A 20,158-nucleotide genomic window follows, 5' to 3' on the forward strand; every position below is an offset into this window, starting at 1 on the left:
TTGCTGTGGCGGTGAGCTACATAAAATGGGTGAGGATAAGTCAGAAAAGCTTGAGTTTATCCCCGCTCAAATTAAAGTGATTGAGCATATTCGTCCTAAATACGCCTGTCGTCACTGTGATAAATCGTCGACTCATACACCGATTAAACAAGCAGCCATGCCCGCGATGCCGATAAATAAAGGGATAGCAACAGCGAGTTTGTTAGCTCAACTTATTACTAGTAAATACCAATATGGTTTACCGCTTTATCGCCAAGAAGCGATGTTCAAGCAATACGGTATCGAGCTCAGTCGCCAAACCATGAGCAGTTGGATAGACAAATCAGCCACCCGCTTCGTACCATTAGTTGAAAGACTGAAAGACGAGCTGCTAAAGCAGCCCACGCTGTTTGCCGATGAAACGCCATTAAAAGTGGTCAAATCTGATAAAGTGAATAGTTACATGTGGGTCTATTGCTCAGGGCAAGACTCACCAGTCCCGAATCATTCTATCCCTAATATCGTACTTTACGACTTCCACAATAGTCGCGCAGCCACCTGCGTGGTCGATTATCTTGATGGTTATCGAGGCTACTTGCATGTTGATGGCTATCAAGCTTATGGTAAAACACAGGCTACCCTCGTAGGTTGTTGGGCGCATGCTAGACGCAAGTTCATTGACGCGAAAAAGCTACAAGGCAAAAATAAAGCAGGTAAAGCCGATGTAGTATTGAGTCTCATCCAGAAACTGTATGGCATTGAATCCCGTATTAAAGATAAAAGTATCGATGAAAAATACACAGCAAGGCAAGCAGATAGTTTGCCTATTCTTAATAAGCTAAACACATGGCTTGAACAGAATCAGCGACAATTAGTCGGTAACAGCAAGCTAATAGAAGCCGCTAACTACCTAGCCAATCAATGGCACAAGCTGATACGCTACCTAGACGATGGTCGATTAAGTATTGATAACAATCGGGCAGAGCGAGCAGTAAAACCGTTTGTGATAGGACGAAAGAATTGGTTATTTAGCCAAACGACCAATGGTGCCCATGCTAGTGCGACACTTTACAGTATTGTAGAAACCGCCAAGGCAAATGGTCTGATCCCATTTGATTACGTCAATGCTTGCCTTGATGAACTGTGCAAACCAGAGCCCGATATCGATAGCTTGTTGCCATGGAATATTAAAATGTAGGTGTGGTTCGCTAGACGCTTACGTTCAATCCCCTTTGTCCATTGTTGTACATTGTTGTTGTACATTGTTGTCATACATACCCGTCATCATTCAAGATGCAAAAATCAGCAATCCAGAAGGTGAGCAGATTCTAGGTAACGTTGAAAATCTAGCTGGTTAAATTGAGACTTTATGCCCATTAATAACGAGGAACGAAGATGTTTGCCTCAAGACTTGCCTTGGGGGTCGCCAACTCGAAAATACTTATCTGTCATTAAGGTGGCGTTGTAACATTCGATAAGTGCTAGCCATTTAAGGGCAATACTTGTTTTACACCCACCGATAGAGCATTAACGCAGTTAACCGCTCGAAAAGTCATCATGTTACGCCTTGCCTTGATGTCCGAGTTAGCGACTAAATAATGCATCTTGATTGGTAACGGGTATATATAATAAAATTTACACAAGAAACTAAGCAAAACTATCGCCTAGCAATCAGACTGAGGAGAGGCTTATTAATATAATAAGCCTCAACAATAACTTTCAGTCTACTATTCGACTAATTCGACAACTTAGCAAACGACATTTTTTGTTGTCATTTAAGCTAAGCTAATGGGCCCTAAAGCAGATGACAGTACAGCGGTAACCGTTAAAATTATCAATGCAATTATAATTTCATTTTTGATTGAGCTTTGTAACTTGTGACAAACTTTCTCTTCTTGCACTTCTTCTACAAGATGATATTTATGGTAAGCAGCAATCAATAAAATACAAACCACAAATACAAGTTTTAGTAGTATTGCCTGACCATATTGCGCCGTCAACAACTCAACTGGACTATCAAAAACTAAATACAACAAACTAATACCACAAACGATTAATAACCCCACCATAACCATTGCTATTTGGCCAAACAAGCACATTAACTTATACAGTGCAGGGGGTTGCAATAATTTACAACTAAGCCATAAAGGATATAGCGCACCGACCCACCAAGCCATGGTCATAATATGAAACCCTATCAACCATTTTGCGACACTACCGATATCGGCACTATGACCAACAAAAGTAAATGAATATGCAAAGAACAGGATCGTAACAACATAGAATAATGTGAATATTGCATGTTTTACACTAAACGTTTCATACTTTACATTAAAGTGACCAAAAAATAATGCCACACCTAATGTAGTAAATGCGATCAAACGCCATACAACTGATTCACCAACAGCGCTTTGCCAAAGAAAACTAACCATATCAGTATCAAACATACCTGAGACACCAGCCTCAGAAAAAGTCCCAACCTGAATGAAAAAGTTCACAATGACCGCCATAAAACCTACAACGCAGCTTATGACAATATAATGAAGAATTGACTTGTTATTAACGGAGGAATTTATTAAAAAAGCCATAAAAGGACCACCGATTGCAGTAGCGACTCCAATATAAATGAATAGCTTAGAGACTATATTACTATAGTCCCAAATAGTTAATTCAATCATAAAGACCTCAATTAATTATGTTGATGGTTATGCCCATCAGCATTAACTGGCATCTTTTCCATATCAGAGGTATGTGTCATGTTGCCCATATTCGAGGTTTCAATTAAGAAGGTGAACTCGCCTTTCATTTTATGAGCATCTTTACCCATCGTGACCCATATCACTTTATATTTACCCGTCTCAAGCGCCGGTAATTCAATACTAAAGTTACTTTTAAATTCTTTACTTGGTGCACTCGTGACTTTAACTAGTTTTCCAGGTTGCTCTATAACTTTCAATTTGACCAATTTTACTGGCATAGTAAATTCAAGTTCCACACTTTCAGGAAGTTGATTCAACGTAGCACCATTTGCAGGCATTGAATTTTTAAGGCCTGAATGTGCACTTACTAAATGACTTAATAAAACCAAGCTGAATATTGCTACATTTTTTAAAATTTTCATTTTATCTCTCTTATCTTTAGGTTTAAGTCAGATCTTAATCTAAGAACTTATTGTTTTTGGTATTGTTATTGTTATTGTTAACGTGCATAGCTGCATCATTTCCCTGTACTGACTCCCTAAGCAATGAATTTAAGTTAAAAGGCCATTCGAAATATTCGCTTAGAAGGGCTTAATATTGGTTATATAAAGCCAAGCCATCTTTAGAAAAAGACACCACTTTAAAGTTTTCATACTTAACCCCTGCTCTTGCCATGCCTGGAGAGAGCTGTGGCATGCCTGGGACTGCAAGTCCTGATATATTAACAGGGCTCTCTTTAAGCAAGCGTGCTATATCAGACTCTGGAACGTGCCCTTCAATTAAATAACCGTCAATCACTGCACTGTGACAAGACTGTAATTGAGGGGGCATTCCAAAATTTTGTTTAATATTTGACCAGTTATCTTGATGATGTACATTTACTGTATAACCTTTGTCTTCCATTATCGCGGCCCACTCTTTACAGCACCCACAAGTTGGTGATTTATATAATTCAATTCTTGTTTTTGCCAAAACAGAAAAACTAGCCATGGTTAAAGTAATTGCTAATATTTTAGTCGTTAGCTTCATCATAAAACTCCTTAAATAGTATTAATAAACATCAATAATAAAATACTTATTGTTAAAAATAGTGGGTAGAGGCCTGTCATCCCCCATGTTATGGCGAATACTGACATCCTTTATCAACACTGGCTTGATAGCCAATGTTGAACAAACCTTAACTGCTTAATTACATTCTTTTTTAAACATTTGGTTCTTTTCACTGTGATCTTTAATTTTGCCCAAAATCACCTTAATTTCATTTTTTTCTTGTGTTTTAGATAGCTGCTTAAACATGTCATTAAGTTCGGTCATGTTGTGCATATACATCATATGTTGGTGTTGCTCATTGCTCATTCCTTCCATGTTTTGCATTGTAGCCATCTCATTCATATCCATTTTAGAATGATCCATACCGGCCATCTCTTTCATATCCATTTTAGAATGATCCATATCGGCCATCTCTTTCATATCCATTTTAGAATGATCCATACCCGCCATCTCTTTCATGTCCATTTTAGAATGATCCATACCCGCCATCTCTTTCATGTCCATTTTAGAATGATCCATACCCGTCATCTCTTTCATGTCCATTTTAGAATGATCCATGGCAGGTGTTACTTGAGTCGCTTTTTCACTTAGTTGTAATAACGCATTCATATGTTGCTGCATCTTCTTTACATCATCACCTTTAACACCTTGTACATAACCACGTAATTCACTTTTTATGGATGCCATCGTCCCGCCCATTTGACAGTTATTTTGATTGGCAAACGCACTTGAAAGTGGCGCGGCTAAAAAAATCAATGTACCGAGTGCTAATGCGATTTTACTTTTTTTAATATTCATTTTTATTTCCTTACTTGTTTAATTAAATCGTTTTTAATTTAAATTAAATGCCCTTAAAATCTGTTAAGGGCGATTTTGAGTTGATCACTTAGTCTTTATTTAACTGTTTGCGTAGGCTTATTTTTTTCCATTCAAAATAAGCCGCAGGCAAGATAATCAAAGTCAAAATAACAGCACTAACCATGCCCCCAATCATAGGAGCAGCAATACGCTGCATAACTTCTGAGCCTGTGCCGTCTCCGTACATAATAGGCACTAACCCCATCACAACAACAGCAACTGTCATCATCACGGGACGTACTCGTAAACCTGCGCCTTCCGTTACCGCTTCTTTTAAATCATTGAGATTAAAATCCGTAAGACGTAGCTGTTTTTTTGCTTCTAATGATTGGTTTAAATACAAGAGCATAATGACTCCAATTTCTATCGACACACCAGCAAGCGCAATAAAACCAACACCAACGGCGACAGAGAAGTGGAAATCAAGCATAAACATCAACCAAATTCCGCCCATTAACGCAAACGGTAGTGTCGATAAAATCAACAAAACTTCACCGACTCGGCGGAAGGCTAAATAGAGCAGAATAACGATAATGGCAAGGGTCACGGGGATCACTTTTGCCAAACGTGCATTGGCTTTTTCCATATATTCATATTGCCCAGACCACACTAGTGAATACCCACCAGGTAAATTTAGTTGCTCATTAACAATCTGCTGTGCATCTTTGACATACGAGCCTAGATCAACGCCTTCAATATCAACATATATCCAACCATTAAGACGCGCATTTTCTGTTTTTATCAGCGGAGCCCCTGCTTCGATATAAACATTGGCAACATCGCTTAAACTGATATTCATTTTACTTGGTGTGACAATTGGCAAACTTTTCAGCGCCGTCACTGAATCGCGATAATCATTCGGATAACGCAAGTTCACCGGGTATCGTTCTAAACCTTCGATGGTTTCAGTAATATTTTTACCGCCAATAGCAACCGCAACGAGCTCTTGTATTTCGGCAATATTGAGTCCATAACGTCCAGCTTTTTCACGGTTAATATCCACTTTGACATAACGACCACCAGTGACTCGTTCTGCATAAACAGAAGCCGTACCTTTAACATCTTTTAATATAACTTCAATTTGCTTACCAATTTTTTCAATTTCATTTAAATCTGCACCCGCTATTTTGATACCAATCGGTGTTTTAATGCCGGTTGCTAACATATCAATACGCGTTTTAATCGGCATAACCCAAGCATTTGTTACCCCTGGGAACTGAATTAAACTATCAAGCTCGTCCGTCAGCATTTTTTTAGTCATGCCAGCTCGCCATTCCGCTTTAGGTTTAAATTGAATAGTCGTTTCAATCATGGTCAGTGGCGCCGGATCCGTTGCTGTTTCAGCGCGGCCAATTTTTCCCCATACCGTTTTAACTTCCGGTTGTGTTTTAATTAGCTTATTAGTTTGCTGCAATAACTCACGGGCTTTACCGATTGAAATACCTGGGTAAGTAGTTGGCATATACATAAGATCACCTTCATCTAAAGGTGGGATAAACTCACTACCGATTTTACTCACAGGATAGAATCCAACGACTAACACCACTAATGCAAAACAGATCGTCAATATTGGAAAGCGTAAACTAAGGGCTAATACAGGTCTGTATAAGGCCACCAAAAAACGGTTTAATGGGTTTTTATGCTCAGGTATTATTTTACCGCGGATAAAATATCCCATTAATACAGGGATTAAGGTAATTGCTAAACCTGCCGATGCCGCCATCGCATAGGTTTTAGTGAATGCTAAGGGTGAGAACATCTTGCCCGACTGCCCTTCTAAGGCAAAAACAGGTAAGAAACTAAAAGTGATAATCAATAATGAGAAAAATAGAGCAGGGCCAACTTCAAGTGTGGCTTTGCTGATCACCTGCCAGCGATTCTCATCCGTCAGCTCCGTTTTTTCCATATGCTTATGGACATTTTCGATCATCACAATGGCACCATCTACCATCGCACCAATAGCGATAGCAATACCACCGAGTGACATGATATTGGCGTTAATACCTTGCCATGACATGATAATAAAGGCGACAAAGATCCCAACGGGTAGACTCAATAACACCACTAAAGATGAACGGAAATGAAATAAGAAAGCGGCGCAAACTAATACCACTACAATAAACTCTTCGAGTAATTTAAGGTAAAGGTTATCTACAGCGCTGTTAATCAACTCAGAACGGTCATAAGTGGGAACAATTTCCACACCATCCGGCAAGCTTTTTTGCAACTCATTGAGTTTATCCTTAACCGCAGTGATCACCCCCTGAGCATTGTCACCAAACCGCATCACAACCACGCCACTGACCACTTCTCCTTCACCATTAAGTTCAGTAATACCACGGCGCATTTGTGGACCAAGATTTATTTCTGCAATATCACCTAATAATAGAGGCGTCCCCTGGCTATTCACTTGTAGCGGTATAGATTTGAGATCCTCAATCGATGAGATATAACCCGAAGTACGGACCATATACTCAGCTTCGCCCATCTCGATAACACTTGCGCCACTTTCTTGGTTAGCGTTTTGGATTGCCTTGCTGATGCTGTTTAAAGGTATGTTATAAGCACGTAGTTTATTAGGATCAACACGTACTTGGTACTGTTTGACCATACCACCAACGGTTGCTACTTCGGATACACCTGCAACTGTCTGTAGCTCAAATTTTAAAAACCAATCTTGTAAACTACGCAGTTCGCTTAAATCATGCTGCCCACTTCTATCAACCAGTGCATAACTAAATATCCAACCTACCCCCGTTGCATCAGGACCAAGAGCTGAGCGAGCCTCTTTTGGTAAATCAGGGGCAACTTGTGAAAGGTATTCCAGCACCCGTGAACGGGCCCAGTACATATCAGTATTATCATCAAAAATGATATACACGTAAGAGTCACCAAAAAATGAGTAACCGCGTACTGTTTTTGCCCCTGGCACCGATAACATTGCAGTAGTTAACGGGTAAGTGACCTGATCTTCAACTACTTGTGGCGCTTGTCCTGGATAACTAGTTTTAACAATAACTTGTACATCAGAAAGATCCGGAATAGCGTCGATAGGTGTTTTCTGAATAGAAAATACCCCATAGGCAACAATAGCGAAGGTGATCAACAAAACCATGATACGGTTTTTGATTGACCAATTAATTATATGAGCAATCATAGCGTCACCTCTTTAGCCACTATCTCTAAATACGGTTTTGGTGACAAACCTTGATTAAAATCAGCACCCAAATCTAACCAGTCCAAGTCATCACCTTTAACATTTGAGTCAGATTCGTTTTCTTTGTCTATTTCTAACATACGCTCAAAATCAGCACTGATACTGGACTCAGAGTCTAATAAAAATTGAGCTGAAGTCACAATTTTTTGGCCTTCACTTAAACCTGATAAAACTTCCACTGATGTCTTATTTTCCAGACCTAGTTTCACAATCACAGACTTAAACTGACCATTGCCCTTCGCTAATACAACTCGATTCATGTTACCCGCATAAATCACCGCTTCGCGAGGAATTTGTAGTCTGCTTTTATTCATTTCTGGGGTTAAAATAATACTGGCAAACATATTAGGTTTTAATTGTGCCGTTGGGTTATCGAATTGCACTCGAACACGCAAAGTACGGTTGCTTGCGTTCATTTCAGGGTAGATAAAGTTGATCTTTCCATCCCATTGTTGTCCCGGAAAATAATCTAAGCTCATCGAGGCCGCATCACCCACTTTAACCAATGAAACTTGTCCTGCAAATACTTCAACATCCACCCAAACCGTATCTAAATTAACTGCGGTAATAACTTGAGTCGCAGGAGAAATAAATCCACCTTCATTTAATTTAAGCTCTGAAATGGTCCCTTTTTGCGGTGCAAAAATAGTGATATTTTGTAATACTTTTCTACTGCTCATTATCTTTTTAATTTGTTCATTACTTACCCCTAATACGGCTAAACGGGATTTTGATGAATTAATTAACGCCCTACGATTTAGGTTAATGGCATTAAATAATGATTCCTGTGCTTTCACTAACTCTGGCGAATAAAGCTCAAATAAGGGTTGCCCTTTTTTAACTTCAATACCGACAGATCTCACATAGAGCTTTTCAATCCAACCCGATACACGACTATTGATTTGCCAAATCGCATCATCATTGGCTTGCACTATGCCTAACGTATTAATGGGCATGTTAAATTCATCTTTCACAACCAGACCAGTACGTACACCTAAGTTATTTTCTACTGCGGCAGAGATAGTAACTAGCCCCACTTCTGACTGTCCACCGACCTCTTCATAAACTGGCACTAACTCCATGCCCATTGGTGATTTACCTGGTTTGTCTCGCTGATAATTAGCATCCATTGGCGCGACCCAGTACAAAATTTTTGGCTCTGCCTTTTTTGCTTCAGCATAAACAGGTACTAAATCCATACCCATTGGTGATTTCCCGGCTTTATCACGACGATAATTTGCATCCATTGGCGCAACCCAATATAAGATTTCAGGCTCTGATGACATATTTTTTTGTGCAAATAAACTGTTGAGTTGTTCATTATAAGTGGCAAAAAATCCCACCACTAAACCCACGATTAAAACTAATAAATAACGCATAATAATTTCCTATTAAAGAGCCTGAAAATAACGAATGTTAGAGAGACTTTTGAGTCCGTCGAAATACAACTGTTGATATTCTAAAGAGAGGTTCTGTTCATGGATGTAGGCATCAATAACCTCTTGGAAAGGACGAGTATTAGATTGGTAACTTTGCTCTAGCAGCTTGGTATGCAATTTTGCCTGTTTCAACAAACTGTCTTGATAACGGCTTATACGCTCTTCAAGTTGCTGGTAATTACTAATTTCAGCATTTAATAACGCATTAAGTCGGCGTAATAATAAGCGGTATTCAGCTTGTTTTTGCCCTTTATTATGTTGTGCTGAAATAAGCGTTTGATCTTGGCGTTTATCGGTAAACAGAGGAATATCCATCGACACAAAACCACTTAAAAGATCAGCTCTTCGAGCTCCCATGTCGGTTTCACTTAACCTATGCCCATAGCCCACTTCGACCTTAAAACTAGGCTTGTAGGCCTGCTCAGCAAACTCGATACTGTTATCTGCCACTAAAACACTTTGCGCTAACATTTTTGCTATTGGGTGCTGAGAAAGTAACCTGTAATGTTCATTATTGGTTGCATTAAGTGTATTGACATAAAATATTGTTTCAGACCATTTTGGAAGTTCTGTTGGCAGTGGTTGATAGGCGTATTCACCGATATACTCGCTTAACAAACTACGATAATTAAGCGATCTTTGACTTAATGCAGCAAGCTTTTCATCAAATTTATTGATCTCGATCTCTGCCAGCACCAAGTCTTCATTCTCTGCTAACCCTAAAGAATATTTAGATTCTAAATCTCGATAAAACCCTGAAAATAATCTTTTATTTTCTTTTACTATCTGTAACGATTTATCAATAAAAAGAATGTCAAACCAAAGCTCCCGCACGGTTTTTTTAACGTTTAACTGACGATCTAAACCTTGATAAACCGAAATTTCTGATTGTTGATTAAAACCTTTCTGAGTTAATTCAAGTTGTGAACCACGGCTAAATTGTTGTGAAAGCCCAAAGGTCAGTTGCGTCATTGCCTCTTGGTCTAATTTAAAACTATTGGTAGGCATGTTAGCTACACCTAGTTTTATCATGGGATCTGCGAGTGTTGAACCTGCAATACCTTGTGCAATCAAACTGGCTTGTTGTGCTTGATATATTGCTTGCGCAGGGTCAGATTTAATCGCTAACTGCTCTGCGTCATTGAGCGTGATCCCCTCTGCAAAAAGATTAAAACTAAGCAAAAACATCATGCTAAACAGGCTGTTAAACACCAACTTGACAGTAATATTTATAGCAGATAAAACAGACCGGGTGATTTTCATAATCACTTTCCTTTATTCGTACTCCTATAAATAACCAATGCAGTTTTTTAAAAAACAGCATTTAGTTTTTAATACAAGAGCGGGATAAAATAAATTAATTTTATTGATAGATAGCCATATAAAAAGCCTATAAATCAAATATTATTTAAGCTAAAACTAAATAGAAAATTAATTTAAAAGAGGTGGTCTATATAAAGATTCAGAAAAGTAATAAGGGGAACCGGTAATACTAGTTTTGTAAGAAAGTTGTGACAGAGGCTGATTAACAGTATTTTCATGCGATATAAAATAAAGCACAGTCACCATCGTCATAAAGTCACAATCACTTTGGCATTTCATAGTATGAGATCTTTCATTGCCACCGCAATCGATTTTACTCATTTCCATGCTTGATTCACTTAAGTCCATAGACATTTTGCAGTCAACCATCGAATCCGTTTTACTCTCGAATAGATGCACAAACGCCGCTGCTTTCTGAGTGAAAGTGAACATTGTTACCAGCATTAAAATTAAAGTAAAAAATCGTTTCATAGTTCCGTCTATCGTTAAGTGGACAAATATATACTAGCCTATTCCCTAGTGGTAACGTCAAGCTTTATATAGTACTTTTTTGGTACTCTTTTGTTTATAAATATTTTCCAGTGGTTTATTTATCAATTTCAAGTTACATTTTAAGACCATTTAATAATACAGGATAATAAACATTACGCGCCCAAAAACCTCTTCAGCATAGCGCTATCAAAAACCTAGACAGTGTTTAATCAACGTAATTAAAATAAATAACATCTTCATCAAGCCTATCTGAATGCTAACTTACCCCACAGCATCTTTCTAAAACATGACAACAACATTACAATTTTGTCATATTGTTAGTTTTTCAGATTAATAGCATATTATAAGGTCTGATTTACAATTTTTGACTTGGTTTTTAAGATAGAGAACAATGCTATACACCTGATATACCCGTTATCATTCAAGATGCAAAAATCAGCAAGTAGTGAGGTGAACAGGTTCTAGGCATAAAGGTGAAGATATAACGGGTTTCAGCCTAAAATAATAAATAAGCCTTAATTAAAGATGTAAATTATTTTTGAAAAATGGAGTTCACTAATTATTACAGGATCAGCTTGACCTTGCCTCAAGGGTAAGGATTAAGCTTCTTAATAAAGTCACTGTCCAAACTGAAATAAGGAGCAAGCATGTCTTTACCTACAAGTCTCAAACTGCCTATTTATGGTATGGCCTGCAAAGGTTGTGCAAGTAAATTACAAACAGAACTAAATGCAATAACAAAGGTGAATGCAAAGGTAGATTTTGCATCGGAAAGTGCAGAAATTGTCATTGAAGACAGTTCAGATTATGATGCAACATTAAAATCCGTTGTGATTTTAATTGAACAAAAAGGCTATAAAACGACTCCCCCCTCGCAACAGGATACAGTGAACAATAACCTTCCTGCACAGGAAAAATCATCAAAAGATAAGAGTCCTGCCTCCTCCCAAGTACAAACACAAGAGTTGCTTGTAGAAGGGGCAAGTTGTGCAAGTTGCGTCAATAAGATAGAAAAAGCATTAAATGACCTTCCTGATGTTCAACAAGCACAAATGAATTTTGCGCTACGAACCCTAACTGTCACTGGCGATGTTTCAGAAGATATAATTATAAAAACGGTTCAATCCGCAGGTTATAACGCTAAAAGTACAGATAATGCTAGCGATGAACAGCTACTTGATGAAAAAGAGGAAGCAGAACAAAAGTATTACCAGAAACTCATGACACAAATGAAATTTGGTTTAGGTTTAGGTGTGCCATTAATGGTATATGGCCTAATGGGTGGGCCTATGACAGTCAACTCAACCATGGATCGTGCAGTTTGGTTATTGATAGGCCTTGTTTGTGCCGCTGTTATGTATTTTGCAGGTAAACATTTTTATATCGGCGCATGGAGATCTTTTGTTAATCATAACGCGAATATGGATACGTTAATTGCCTTAGGAACTGGTACTGCATGGTTATATTCAATGGTTGTTGTTATCTACCCATTGGCGTTACCTGAGATGGCTCGACATGTCTACTTTGAAGCGACTGCAATGATCATCGGTTTAATTAATTTAGGATTAGCGCTTGAAGTTAAAGCGAGAGGCAGAACTAGCGAAGCGATACAACGATTGATTGGTTTACAGCCGAAAACGGCACGCGTTATTCGTGATGGCAAAGATATTGATATTAACATTGATCAAGTGTTATTAAATGATCTCGTACGCGTGCGCCCAGGTGAGCGCATTCCTGTTGATGGCAAAGTTGACGAAGGCAAAACAACCATTGACGAGTCGATGTTAACGGGCGAGCCTATGCCGGTAAAAAAATCAATAGGTGATGAAATCGTTGCCGGAACCATTAATAAAAGTGGATCTATTATTTTTCGGGCGACACGTGTTGGTAAAGATACAGCGCTCGCACAAATAATTAATATGGTCAAACGGGCGCAAAACTCTAAACCCCCGATAGGACGCTTAGCTGATATTATTTCCGCTTATTTTGTGCCAACCATTATGATTATTTCCATTACCAGTGCTTTAATCTGGTTAAACTTTGGCCCAGATCCAAGTGTTGCCTTTGCAGTAGTATCAGCAACTACAGTACTAATTATAGCCTGCCCATGTGCGTTAGGGCTTGCTACGCCTATGTCGGTAATGGTAGGTGTGGGAAAAGCAGCCGAAGTAGGTGTGCTTATTCGTAATGGTGAAGCATTGCAGAGTGCTTCAAAAATCACAGCTATGGTCTTGGACAAAACAGGCACTATAACCTTAGGTAAACCTAAAGTTACAGATGTTCACAGTGTTAATTCGATGGTAGATGATCAGATATTACAATTAGTGGCAAGTTTAGAAATTGCTTCTGAACATCCATTAGCACAAGCCATTGTGGAGTCGGCAAATGAAAAAGGGTTAAGCACAGATAAAGTCGAACATTTTAATGCCATTACTGGCCAAGGTGTAGAAGGTGTTGTGCTCGATAAACGCTTATTTTTTGGTAATTACAAACTAATGAGTGAGCAAGGTATTAATGTCAATAAAGAAAGCCTTGATATTAGCCAAAAAATGGCAAGCGAAGCTAAAACGCCGATGTTTTTTGCTATTGATGGTGAGCTAGCCGCGATTATCGCCGTTTCCGATCCGATCAAAGAAGATTCAATTTCTGCTATCAAGCGTTTACAAAAAAATGGTATTCGAGTGATCATGCTCACTGGTGATAATCAAGCAACGGCAAAAGCGGTGGCACAAAAAGTAGGTATTACAGAATTTTTTGCTGAAGTACTACCGGAAGAAAAATCACAGAAAGTAGCGGAATTACAAGCTCAAGGTGAAATAGTAGGAATGACTGGTGATGGCATTAATGATGCTCCAGCACTTGCCCTTGCAAATGTTGGTTTTGCAATTGGTACAGGAACTGATGTAGCGATAGAAAGCTCAGATATAACATTAATGCGAGGCTCGTTACATGGCCTTGCTGATGCAATCGCAGTGAGCAAAGCTACCTTAAGCAATATTAAACAAAATCTATTTGGTGCTTTTATTTATAACGTCGCGGGTGTTCCTTTTGCAGCGGGAATTTTATTCCCATTCTTTGGATTATTACTTAGCCCTGTTATTGCGGGTGCTGCAATGGCTCTTTCATCGTTAACGGTAGTGAGTAATGCAAATCGTTTACGTTTATTTAAAGCACAAGATCATTAGGAGAAAATTATGTTAATTATTAACTTTGTAGGCATCGTTTTAATTGCTTTCATTGTTTGGTGGTTTTGGCTTTACTCCCCAAATAATAAGCAAAAAAAATTAGCAAATAATATCGGTGATGAAGTAAATATAATGGTGCAGGACGGTGTTTATCAACCATCGAATATTATTCTAAAAGCTAACACACCGAGTGTTATTAAATTTATTCGTAAAGATCCAAGCCCATGTGCGGCTACGTTAATTTTCCCTGATTTTGAAATTAGTGATGAATTACCGTTAAACAAAACCACTGAAATTTCACTCCCCCCTATGGAAAAGGGCAAGTATGTATTTCACTGCTCAATGCAAATGTACAAGGGTTATCTAGTCGTTGAGTAATTGATATTGCAAATCTTAACTTTTAAAAAGTGCTGGGCAATTAAATGATATTGCAAATGTGAACTTTGAAAAAATGCTGGGCAATTAAATGATATTGCAAATGTGAACTTTGAAAAAATGCTGGCCAAATAAATATTGAGGTAAAAATTATGATAAATAATATTAAAGCACTCTTATTAACGCCTAAATCTTGGGTGGTTATAATGGCAATAGCAGGCGTAACTTACTATTTACTGACTAAACATAACCAGTATTTTTTCGAGTATTTACCTTTTTCGATTCTTTTATTATGCCCTTTAATGCATTTCTTTATGCATGGAAAGCATCACCATAATGATAAGGATCCTAAGTAGGCATATTTACATTATTTTCCAAATAAAAATCAAAAAAGAGGGGGTTAACATGAGTAATTTAGATCATCGAGCCGGCGTAACAGAAGTTAATTTAGTGCACAGAAAAATTCAATTAATAGGATTAACAGAACTAAATCGAACGAAAATTATAACTGAAATAGATGCAGCATTTGGCATTGATTCAGTCACAATTGATATTAAAGATGCCCTACTAGATATTGCTTATGACGCAACTCATATAAATTTAGATGCTATTGAACAGATAGTTATTAAGCATGGTGCAGATGTTTCTGATGGTTGGTGGGAGCTCTTGAAAGAAGGCTATTACAAATTTGTCGATGAAAATATAATGGAAAATGCAAAACATAAACCATTGAGTTGCCACCAAGCACCACCTAGAAGCAAGAAAAATAGGTAACTGTTTATTAAAAATATTTAAAAAATCAGCGATAAAAGACTGTTCTATTTAAAGCATATTAGAATTGACCGTTTTATGTCTCGAATAAAGCTCTAATTATATATAAAACAACAATATGATTGTAAAGTATCTATTTATTGAGAGGAAGAACAGATGAAGATTACCCCCCCCTCTTTTAACTGAAGATAAAAATACTAGTAATATTTAAATCATCCTGTTGATAATTACTATTTACAAACTTCTAGAATGAGAAACTCTAACACCACATGCTTATTTAAATAAAAATTAAAATGATATAACATCGCAATTTAGGGATCAGTCCTTTTTCAGTAATCGCATAAAAATTATTAGGATAGTGATATAGCAGCTATCCTAATCTCTAACTATAACTATAACTATAACTATAACCCGATGGAATCCTGTTTTAAGCTATTAAGCCTCATCACTAAACGATTCTGTAACTCATTAATACCACAATCAAAACGAGGTTGATTTAACTCTACTAATTGCTCTAATAGCCATTGCTCAACCATTTGAATGTTTGTTAAATATTCGTACCCATATAACAAAGCAATATCTCTTTGGTTTTGGTTTATATATAAATTATGACAAATAATCTGAGCAACTTCATAGGTAGATTTTAATAACGATTTTGTTAGTACAATACGCTTTACTTGTAAGCTTGATAGGTAAGCTTCACTTTGCGATATTTGACTATCAATCTGTTGTACTATTGGATGATCATGGACACTAAGCATTATCTTCTCCTTGAGTTTCTACGTAACGATCAAAGGCACTGCCATCTTGCCGAGTTAAGTTGGGTACATAACGTGAATAAACACGAAATAACATCGTTGTGGTGGTATGGCCCATCTGCTGAGCAATCCATTCTGGCGATTCACCAGCGGCCAGTAACAACGTAGCGTAGGTATGACGTGTTTGATATGGGTTTCTGTATTTCAACTTTAATCGTTGCAGCATAGGCTCCCAAATAACACGACTGATTGTTTGATAATTGAATGGCTTACCATTATTTTTACAAAATACAAAAGGTCCTAGGTGCTTTGTTACTTTCATTTGTTGCTGCAGTGCAGATACAACTCTATCGGTCAGCTTAATAGTTCGATTCGAGCCGTCAGTTTTTGCGTCTGTCATCTCCCCTTTTACAAGGCTTTGAGTTATGTAGATTTGCTTCTTATCTAAATCGACTTTATCCCAATGTAAACCATCGATTTCTCCTGTTCGTAAGCCTGTAAAGAAACGTACCGTGTAATAAGATTTGAAATCATCAGGAGCTGTTTTTATTAGACGCTCAACTTCATTTAAAGAAAATGGATTGACCTCAGTTCGTGGGATTTTTAAGGCTTTAATATTTTTCCAAGGTGACGTAAACTCATAACGATCAGCGGCTTCGTTAAGCAGCATTCTTAGTGGTGTCATAATATGATTGATACGAGAAGCAGATAGTGATTTCTTTGTTCGAGTCTGGACTTTGGCGAGGGCAGCTCGAAACGTTAAGATATCTTGTTTTTTGATGACGCTGATCTTCATATGGCCAAATGCTGGCAAGATATGCGACTCTAAAATCCCTTCAATTGATTGTTTATGACTTTTACGCCATTCAATCGCTTTTTCATTAAACCACAACTCTGAAAACGCTTTTAATGTTGGTGCATCAGGAGCATTAAAATAATTAGTAGCAGTTTGTTTACGCTCATTAAGCACTTCAAATTTCTGTACGTTTTTTGAGTTTGGGAAATACTTCGCATATTCAAAGGCATTAGTTAATATTTCTGCTTCTATTATTTTTAATAACTTAGCTAATCTTTTACGGTTTGTTGCCGTATCCAACAATTTTGTTTGTTCTCGACAACGCTGATTCATATAACGAAAATCTGCGACTAATTTTCCATTTCTTATATTAATTGATCCCATATTTACCTCACATACCAGCCGTTAATGACTGAGAAGAAATACCATTAAGCATTTCTTCTTCTATTCTTTCCCAGATGTATAAGATTTTTCGCCCTCCAAATGGACGAATATAATGAACACCTTCAAAAAGAATTATCAGCTTGGAAGGCTTAAGGGCTAAATATACATAAGCTATTGAAAATCAATAAAATACATTAAAAACAACCAGTTAAAAAAAAATTAACAACACCATTTAAACCCTATTTTGATCTAATTAAACGGTCAAATAAATTTTTGGCCACCATTTGGTCACAACAATGATGACCATTTTTATTACAAAACCATAATAACACTGGGCTTTTATATTGAAAAAATTCAACATATGAAACTTAATTTATAAATTTTTAAGCTGTTTTATCTTAGCTTAAGATTACGCGATTGAGGTTTAGCAAACTTATAAATGTATATTTACAAATAAGTGTATCTAATATTGATTACAAAAAATACGTTACGTAATCAATATCAAATACTAAATTCAAAATTTGCACTCGTTATAGGTTACAAAATATATAAACTGTATTTATATATAAATACAGTTTATATTGAAATGTATCAGTTTTAGATTACAATTAAATTAATAAGTAAATCTAGAAAGCGAGCTAAGTAATGCATTTTATCCACACTTCCCCAAAAAGCACAGTAAAACAAACAGTGATGCATCAGTATAGAACTATTGCCAATTCGGCAGTAGGCGTTCAACAGATAAAAAAACCTAAAGAGGGGTGGATCAGAACAATCAGAGCGGCACTTGGGATGTCAGGGGCTCAGCTTGGCAAAAGAATGGGCTTAAGTCGAAACCGAATCTCTGTTCTCGAACGCAAAGAGGCTGAAGGTAATATAACGCTAAACCAACTTCAAGATTTAGCCGAACAACTCAACTGCGATCTTACTTATGCTTTGGTGCCAAGAAAACCAATTGAAGAGATCATTGATGATAGGGCGACAGAAATAGCCTCTCGAAGCCTAGATGCTAACTCTCAGAACATGTTTTTGGAAGCTCAGTCTATTGATGAAAAAGCCCAGAAACGACTACTTAAGCAGATCAAAGAACAAGTTATCGAATCCAGTGGCCGTGCTCTTTGGAATGATACTAAGGAATAGTTCTGTGACAACATTGATTGAAAACCCAGAGGGAGCAACACCACTCTCCCCTGATGATATGCTTGGCCTGAAGCATAAGCATGTTGATACCCGTGAGCAATTGAATGAACTTGAAGCGGCTAACATACTCCAAGGTCAAATATGGGCTAGTACCCTTAAAAAACCAACATTAGATTCTATCTTTGATCGGGCCTTTGTGACTAACTTGCACAAGGCTCTTTTTGGGGATGTTTGGGAGTGGGCTGGAATATTTCGGCAGCGTGAACTTAACATTGGCATCGATCCTAAAAATATTCCTGTTGATCTACATAACTTTCTCGAAGATGCGAAGTGTTGGGTTGAATTTAAGCATTACGATAACCTTGAGCTCTCTGCCAGAATTCAGCATCGCCTTGTTCAGATCCACCCATTCGTTAACGGTAATGGTCGTCATTCACGCATATTCACTGATATTGTTCGAGTATATCTACTCGGAGAGAAACCGATGAAATGGGCATATGCCAAACTTGAGGATGTAACTGAAGAGCGCTCTTCCTATATTACCGGCCTAAGAAAGGCAGATGAGGGGGATTTCTCAGTATTTATTAAATACCTTCAAAGTTTGGGTAACTAAAATAAGTGGTGATAATCTGGTTATAGGCTTTTTAAGTAATGGCGACTCTTCTTTCCACCCTGATTTATCACCGATTTTTTGCTATTACTAGGTGTAATTTAAAAATCTAATTCAAGCGTAGAAAGCTGCTTTAAAAAGCCCCCATCCTTGCTCCAGACGGTATTGTCAACTTATCTGAGGTGGGCGATTAAAGGCTATAAAATTAGCATTAATCTAATTTTTGGACGCAACTCACCTGTATCCATTCAGAAAAGAAGCGAACAAGAAATACTCGATTGTATTTCGCTTGTATTAATGAGTCGTTACACAATAACTTGCGCTAAAAATTGTTTTAAAAAAGCCTAAAATAACTGGCTATTTTGAAAACAAAAGCGCAAGTAATTTTGAAGCCGATCCTAAATGACGGCCAAAATGAAATAGGTCATTTACTACCCCGTGGCAACTTAAAAAACGCTGGGCTTGACCCTGTGATTTAAACTTACCCATCTGCCGTTCTTATTGCTGAGTAGGTTGATGTGAGAATTCACACCTAATATTTTCATACTGAATAGTTGAGCCCTCTACACTTGTTGTTAATTCTTTTTTGCAGCAGAGTAACTTGCTAGTTTATCCGTCACAACCTTTAACGGCGCACCTTGACCTGCGGCTGGATAAAAACAGGCCATGATAAAAGTATTGAAACCACTGGAAGCCGAACGCGACTAAACATTATTGGCGCAATAAATCTGAACCAAATTGGTTCCGCTATTGTTAAACGTTATGACAAAGTGAACGGTGAATATATTAATTTTTTCTTAGAGGAATTGAGAGCACAGCATTCGCCTGAACTCAGCATTCATCTAGTACTAGATAGTGCCGCTTACCATCGTTCAAATATAGTTAAAAACAAAGCAAAAGAGCTTAATATTCAGCTGCACTATTTACCTCCCTATAGTCCTAATTTAAATCCAATAGAACGACTTTGGAAAGTCATGAACGAACATGTGAGAAATAATAAATATTTCTCTACAGCCAAAGAGTTTCGAGAACAAATCGATGATTTTTTCGAATATAAGCTCCCTGAAATAGGAGGCTCCTTA

17 protein-coding genes and 2 pseudogenes are annotated in these 20,158 nt (G+C 37.5%); 8 read left to right on the plus strand and 11 right to left on the minus strand.

Features of this window, described 5'->3' with window-relative positions:
• Positions 1 to 1,177, plus strand: a 1,177-nt coding sequence (tnpC, locus tag H592_RS22185; protein WP_211235661.1) for an IS66 family transposase, incomplete at its 5' end; no start/stop codon positions are given.
• A gap of 577 nt (positions 1,178 to 1,754) precedes the next feature.
• Here tnpC and H592_RS0111580 read toward each other — a convergent pair.
• The 8 genes from H592_RS0111580 to H592_RS0111615 all read right to left on the minus strand — a co-directional run bounded on the left by H592_RS0111580 (position 1,755) and on the right by H592_RS0111615 (position 10,997).
• Positions 1,755 to 2,657, minus strand: coding sequence for a copper resistance D family protein (locus H592_RS0111580; RefSeq protein ID WP_051369144.1), 903 nt, complete (start codon positions 2,655 to 2,657; stop codon positions 1,755 to 1,757).
• An 11-nt stretch (positions 2,658 to 2,668) separates the two neighbouring features.
• Entirely contained in the window at positions 2,669 to 3,100 is a 432-nt protein-coding gene (locus H592_RS22190) for a copper resistance CopC family protein (RefSeq protein ID WP_051369145.1), read from the minus strand.
• A gap of 169 nt (positions 3,101 to 3,269) precedes the next feature.
• Positions 3,270 to 3,710 carry a DUF411 domain-containing protein gene (locus tag H592_RS0111590; RefSeq protein WP_245600412.1) on the minus strand — a complete coding sequence of 147 codons (441 nt, stop codon included), beginning with the start codon at positions 3,708 to 3,710 and terminating at the stop codon, positions 3,270 to 3,272.
• A 153-nt stretch (positions 3,711 to 3,863) separates the two neighbouring features.
• Positions 3,864 to 4,526, minus strand: coding sequence for a hypothetical protein (locus H592_RS24410; protein ID WP_028868906.1), 663 nt, complete (start codon positions 4,524 to 4,526; stop codon positions 3,864 to 3,866).
• A gap of 88 nt (positions 4,527 to 4,614) precedes the next feature.
• Positions 4,615 to 7,743 carry an efflux RND transporter permease subunit gene (locus tag H592_RS0111600; RefSeq protein ID WP_028868907.1) on the minus strand — a complete coding sequence of 1,043 codons (3,129 nt, stop codon included), beginning with the start codon at positions 7,741 to 7,743 and terminating at the stop codon, positions 4,615 to 4,617.
• Entirely contained in the window at positions 7,740 to 9,182 is a 1,443-nt protein-coding gene (locus H592_RS0111605; RefSeq protein WP_028868908.1) for an efflux RND transporter periplasmic adaptor subunit, read from the minus strand. Before H592_RS0111605 ends, H592_RS0111600 begins: the two co-directional genes overlap by 4 nt.
• 12 nt (positions 9,183 to 9,194) lie before the next feature.
• Positions 9,195 to 10,505: a TolC family protein gene (locus H592_RS0111610; protein WP_169727657.1), complete on the minus strand. Its 1,311-nt coding sequence runs from the start codon at positions 10,503 to 10,505 to the stop codon at positions 9,195 to 9,197.
• A gap of 168 nt (positions 10,506 to 10,673) precedes the next feature.
• Complete coding sequence (locus H592_RS0111615; RefSeq protein WP_156916114.1) at positions 10,674 to 10,997, minus strand: hypothetical protein; 324 nt, start codon at positions 10,995 to 10,997, stop codon at positions 10,674 to 10,676.
• A 707-nt stretch (positions 10,998 to 11,704) separates the two neighbouring features.
• Between H592_RS0111615 and H592_RS0111620 the strand changes: the two genes are divergently transcribed.
• From H592_RS0111620 to H592_RS0111635, 4 genes are all read left to right on the plus strand, one after another.
• On the plus strand, positions 11,705 to 14,242 hold the full coding sequence (locus H592_RS0111620; RefSeq protein ID WP_028868911.1) for a heavy metal translocating P-type ATPase: 2,538 nt from the start codon (positions 11,705 to 11,707) through the stop codon (positions 14,240 to 14,242).
• 9 nt (positions 14,243 to 14,251) lie between these two features.
• Positions 14,252 to 14,620 carry a cupredoxin domain-containing protein gene (locus H592_RS0111625; protein ID WP_028868912.1) on the plus strand — a complete coding sequence of 123 codons (369 nt, stop codon included), beginning with the start codon at positions 14,252 to 14,254 and terminating at the stop codon, positions 14,618 to 14,620.
• 203 nt (positions 14,621 to 14,823) lie between these two features.
• The gene (locus tag H592_RS0111630; protein WP_245600425.1) at positions 14,824 to 14,973 is read left to right on the plus strand and encodes a DUF2933 domain-containing protein; all 150 of its coding nucleotides are present in this window, start codon (positions 14,824 to 14,826) and stop codon (positions 14,971 to 14,973) included.
• Between the two features lie 49 nt (positions 14,974 to 15,022).
• Positions 15,023 to 15,391, plus strand: a complete 369-nt coding sequence (locus H592_RS0111635; protein WP_028868914.1) for a hypothetical protein — start codon at positions 15,023 to 15,025, stop codon at positions 15,389 to 15,391.
• Between the two features lie 401 nt (positions 15,392 to 15,792).
• On the opposite strand, the gene H592_RS0111640 is transcribed toward H592_RS0111635, so the two are convergent.
• Both H592_RS0111640 and H592_RS0111645 read right to left on the minus strand, forming a co-directional pair.
• Entirely contained in the window at positions 15,793 to 16,149 is a 357-nt protein-coding gene (locus tag H592_RS0111640) for a hypothetical protein (RefSeq protein ID WP_028868915.1), read from the minus strand.
• Entirely contained in the window at positions 16,142 to 17,326 is a 1,185-nt protein-coding gene (locus H592_RS0111645) for a site-specific integrase (protein ID WP_028868916.1), read from the minus strand. The genes H592_RS0111640 and H592_RS0111645 overlap by 8 nt, the downstream gene beginning before the upstream one ends.
• Positions 17,327 to 17,971: 645 nt before the next feature.
• Between H592_RS0111645 and H592_RS0111650 the strand changes: the two genes are divergently transcribed.
• Together H592_RS0111650 and H592_RS0111655 are read left to right on the plus strand one after the other, a co-directional pair.
• A complete protein-coding gene (locus H592_RS0111650; protein WP_028868917.1) occupies positions 17,972 to 18,466 on the plus strand; it encodes a mobile mystery protein A in 495 nt (164 codons plus the stop codon).
• 4 nt (positions 18,467 to 18,470) lie between these two features.
• Entirely contained in the window at positions 18,471 to 19,079 is a 609-nt protein-coding gene (locus tag H592_RS0111655) for a mobile mystery protein B (RefSeq protein WP_028868918.1), read from the plus strand.
• Between the two features lie 399 nt (positions 19,080 to 19,478).
• Here the strand turns inward: H592_RS0111655 and H592_RS24915 are convergent.
• Positions 19,479 to 19,717 (minus strand): annotated as a pseudogene (locus tag H592_RS24915) (DDE-type integrase/transposase/recombinase); the annotation flags it as partial.
• A gap of 6 nt (positions 19,718 to 19,723) precedes the next feature.
• Between H592_RS24915 and H592_RS23665 the strand changes: the two are divergent.
• Positions 19,724 to 20,158: pseudogene (locus H592_RS23665) on the plus strand (IS630 family transposase); the annotation flags it as partial.

Origin of the sequence: Psychromonas arctica DSM 14288, from assembly GCF_000482725.1 — a bacterium.
GTDB classification, from domain to species: Bacteria; Pseudomonadota; Gammaproteobacteria; order Enterobacterales; family Psychromonadaceae; genus Psychromonas; species Psychromonas arctica.

Excerpts from the sequence above, each read along its gene's own strand:
- H592_RS0111580 (WP_051369144.1), bottom strand. The coding sequence starts at position 2,657 with ATGATTGAATTAACTATTTGGGACTATAGTAATATAGTCTCTAAGCTA.
- H592_RS22190 (WP_051369145.1), bottom strand. The coding sequence starts at position 3,100 with ATGAAAATTTTAAAAAATGTAGCAATATTCAGCTTGGTTTTATTAAGT.
- H592_RS0111590 (WP_245600412.1), bottom strand. The coding sequence starts at position 3,710 with ATGATGAAGCTAACGACTAAAATATTAGCAATTACTTTAACCATGGCT.
- H592_RS24410 (WP_028868906.1), bottom strand. The coding sequence starts at position 4,526 with ATGAATATTAAAAAAAGTAAAATCGCATTAGCACTCGGTACATTGATT.
- H592_RS0111600 (WP_028868907.1), bottom strand. The coding sequence starts at position 7,743 with ATGATTGCTCATATAATTAATTGGTCAATCAAAAACCGTATCATGGTT.
- H592_RS0111605 (WP_028868908.1), bottom strand. The coding sequence starts at position 9,182 with ATGCGTTATTTATTAGTTTTAATCGTGGGTTTAGTGGTGGGATTTTTT.
- H592_RS0111610 (WP_169727657.1), bottom strand. The coding sequence starts at position 10,505 with ATGAAAATCACCCGGTCTGTTTTATCTGCTATAAATATTACTGTCAAG.
- H592_RS0111615 (WP_156916114.1), bottom strand. The coding sequence starts at position 10,997 with ATGTTCACTTTCACTCAGAAAGCAGCGGCGTTTGTGCATCTATTCGAG.
- H592_RS0111620 (WP_028868911.1), top strand. The coding sequence starts at position 11,705 with ATGTCTTTACCTACAAGTCTCAAACTGCCTATTTATGGTATGGCCTGC.
- H592_RS0111625 (WP_028868912.1), top strand. The coding sequence starts at position 14,252 with ATGTTAATTATTAACTTTGTAGGCATCGTTTTAATTGCTTTCATTGTT.
- H592_RS0111630 (WP_245600425.1), top strand. The coding sequence starts at position 14,824 with ATGGCAATAGCAGGCGTAACTTACTATTTACTGACTAAACATAACCAG.
- H592_RS0111635 (WP_028868914.1), top strand. The coding sequence starts at position 15,023 with ATGAGTAATTTAGATCATCGAGCCGGCGTAACAGAAGTTAATTTAGTG.
- H592_RS0111640 (WP_028868915.1), bottom strand. The coding sequence starts at position 16,149 with ATGCTTAGTGTCCATGATCATCCAATAGTACAACAGATTGATAGTCAA.
- H592_RS0111645 (WP_028868916.1), bottom strand. The coding sequence starts at position 17,326 with ATGGGATCAATTAATATAAGAAATGGAAAATTAGTCGCAGATTTTCGT.
- H592_RS0111650 (WP_028868917.1), top strand. The coding sequence starts at position 17,972 with ATGCATTTTATCCACACTTCCCCAAAAAGCACAGTAAAACAAACAGTG.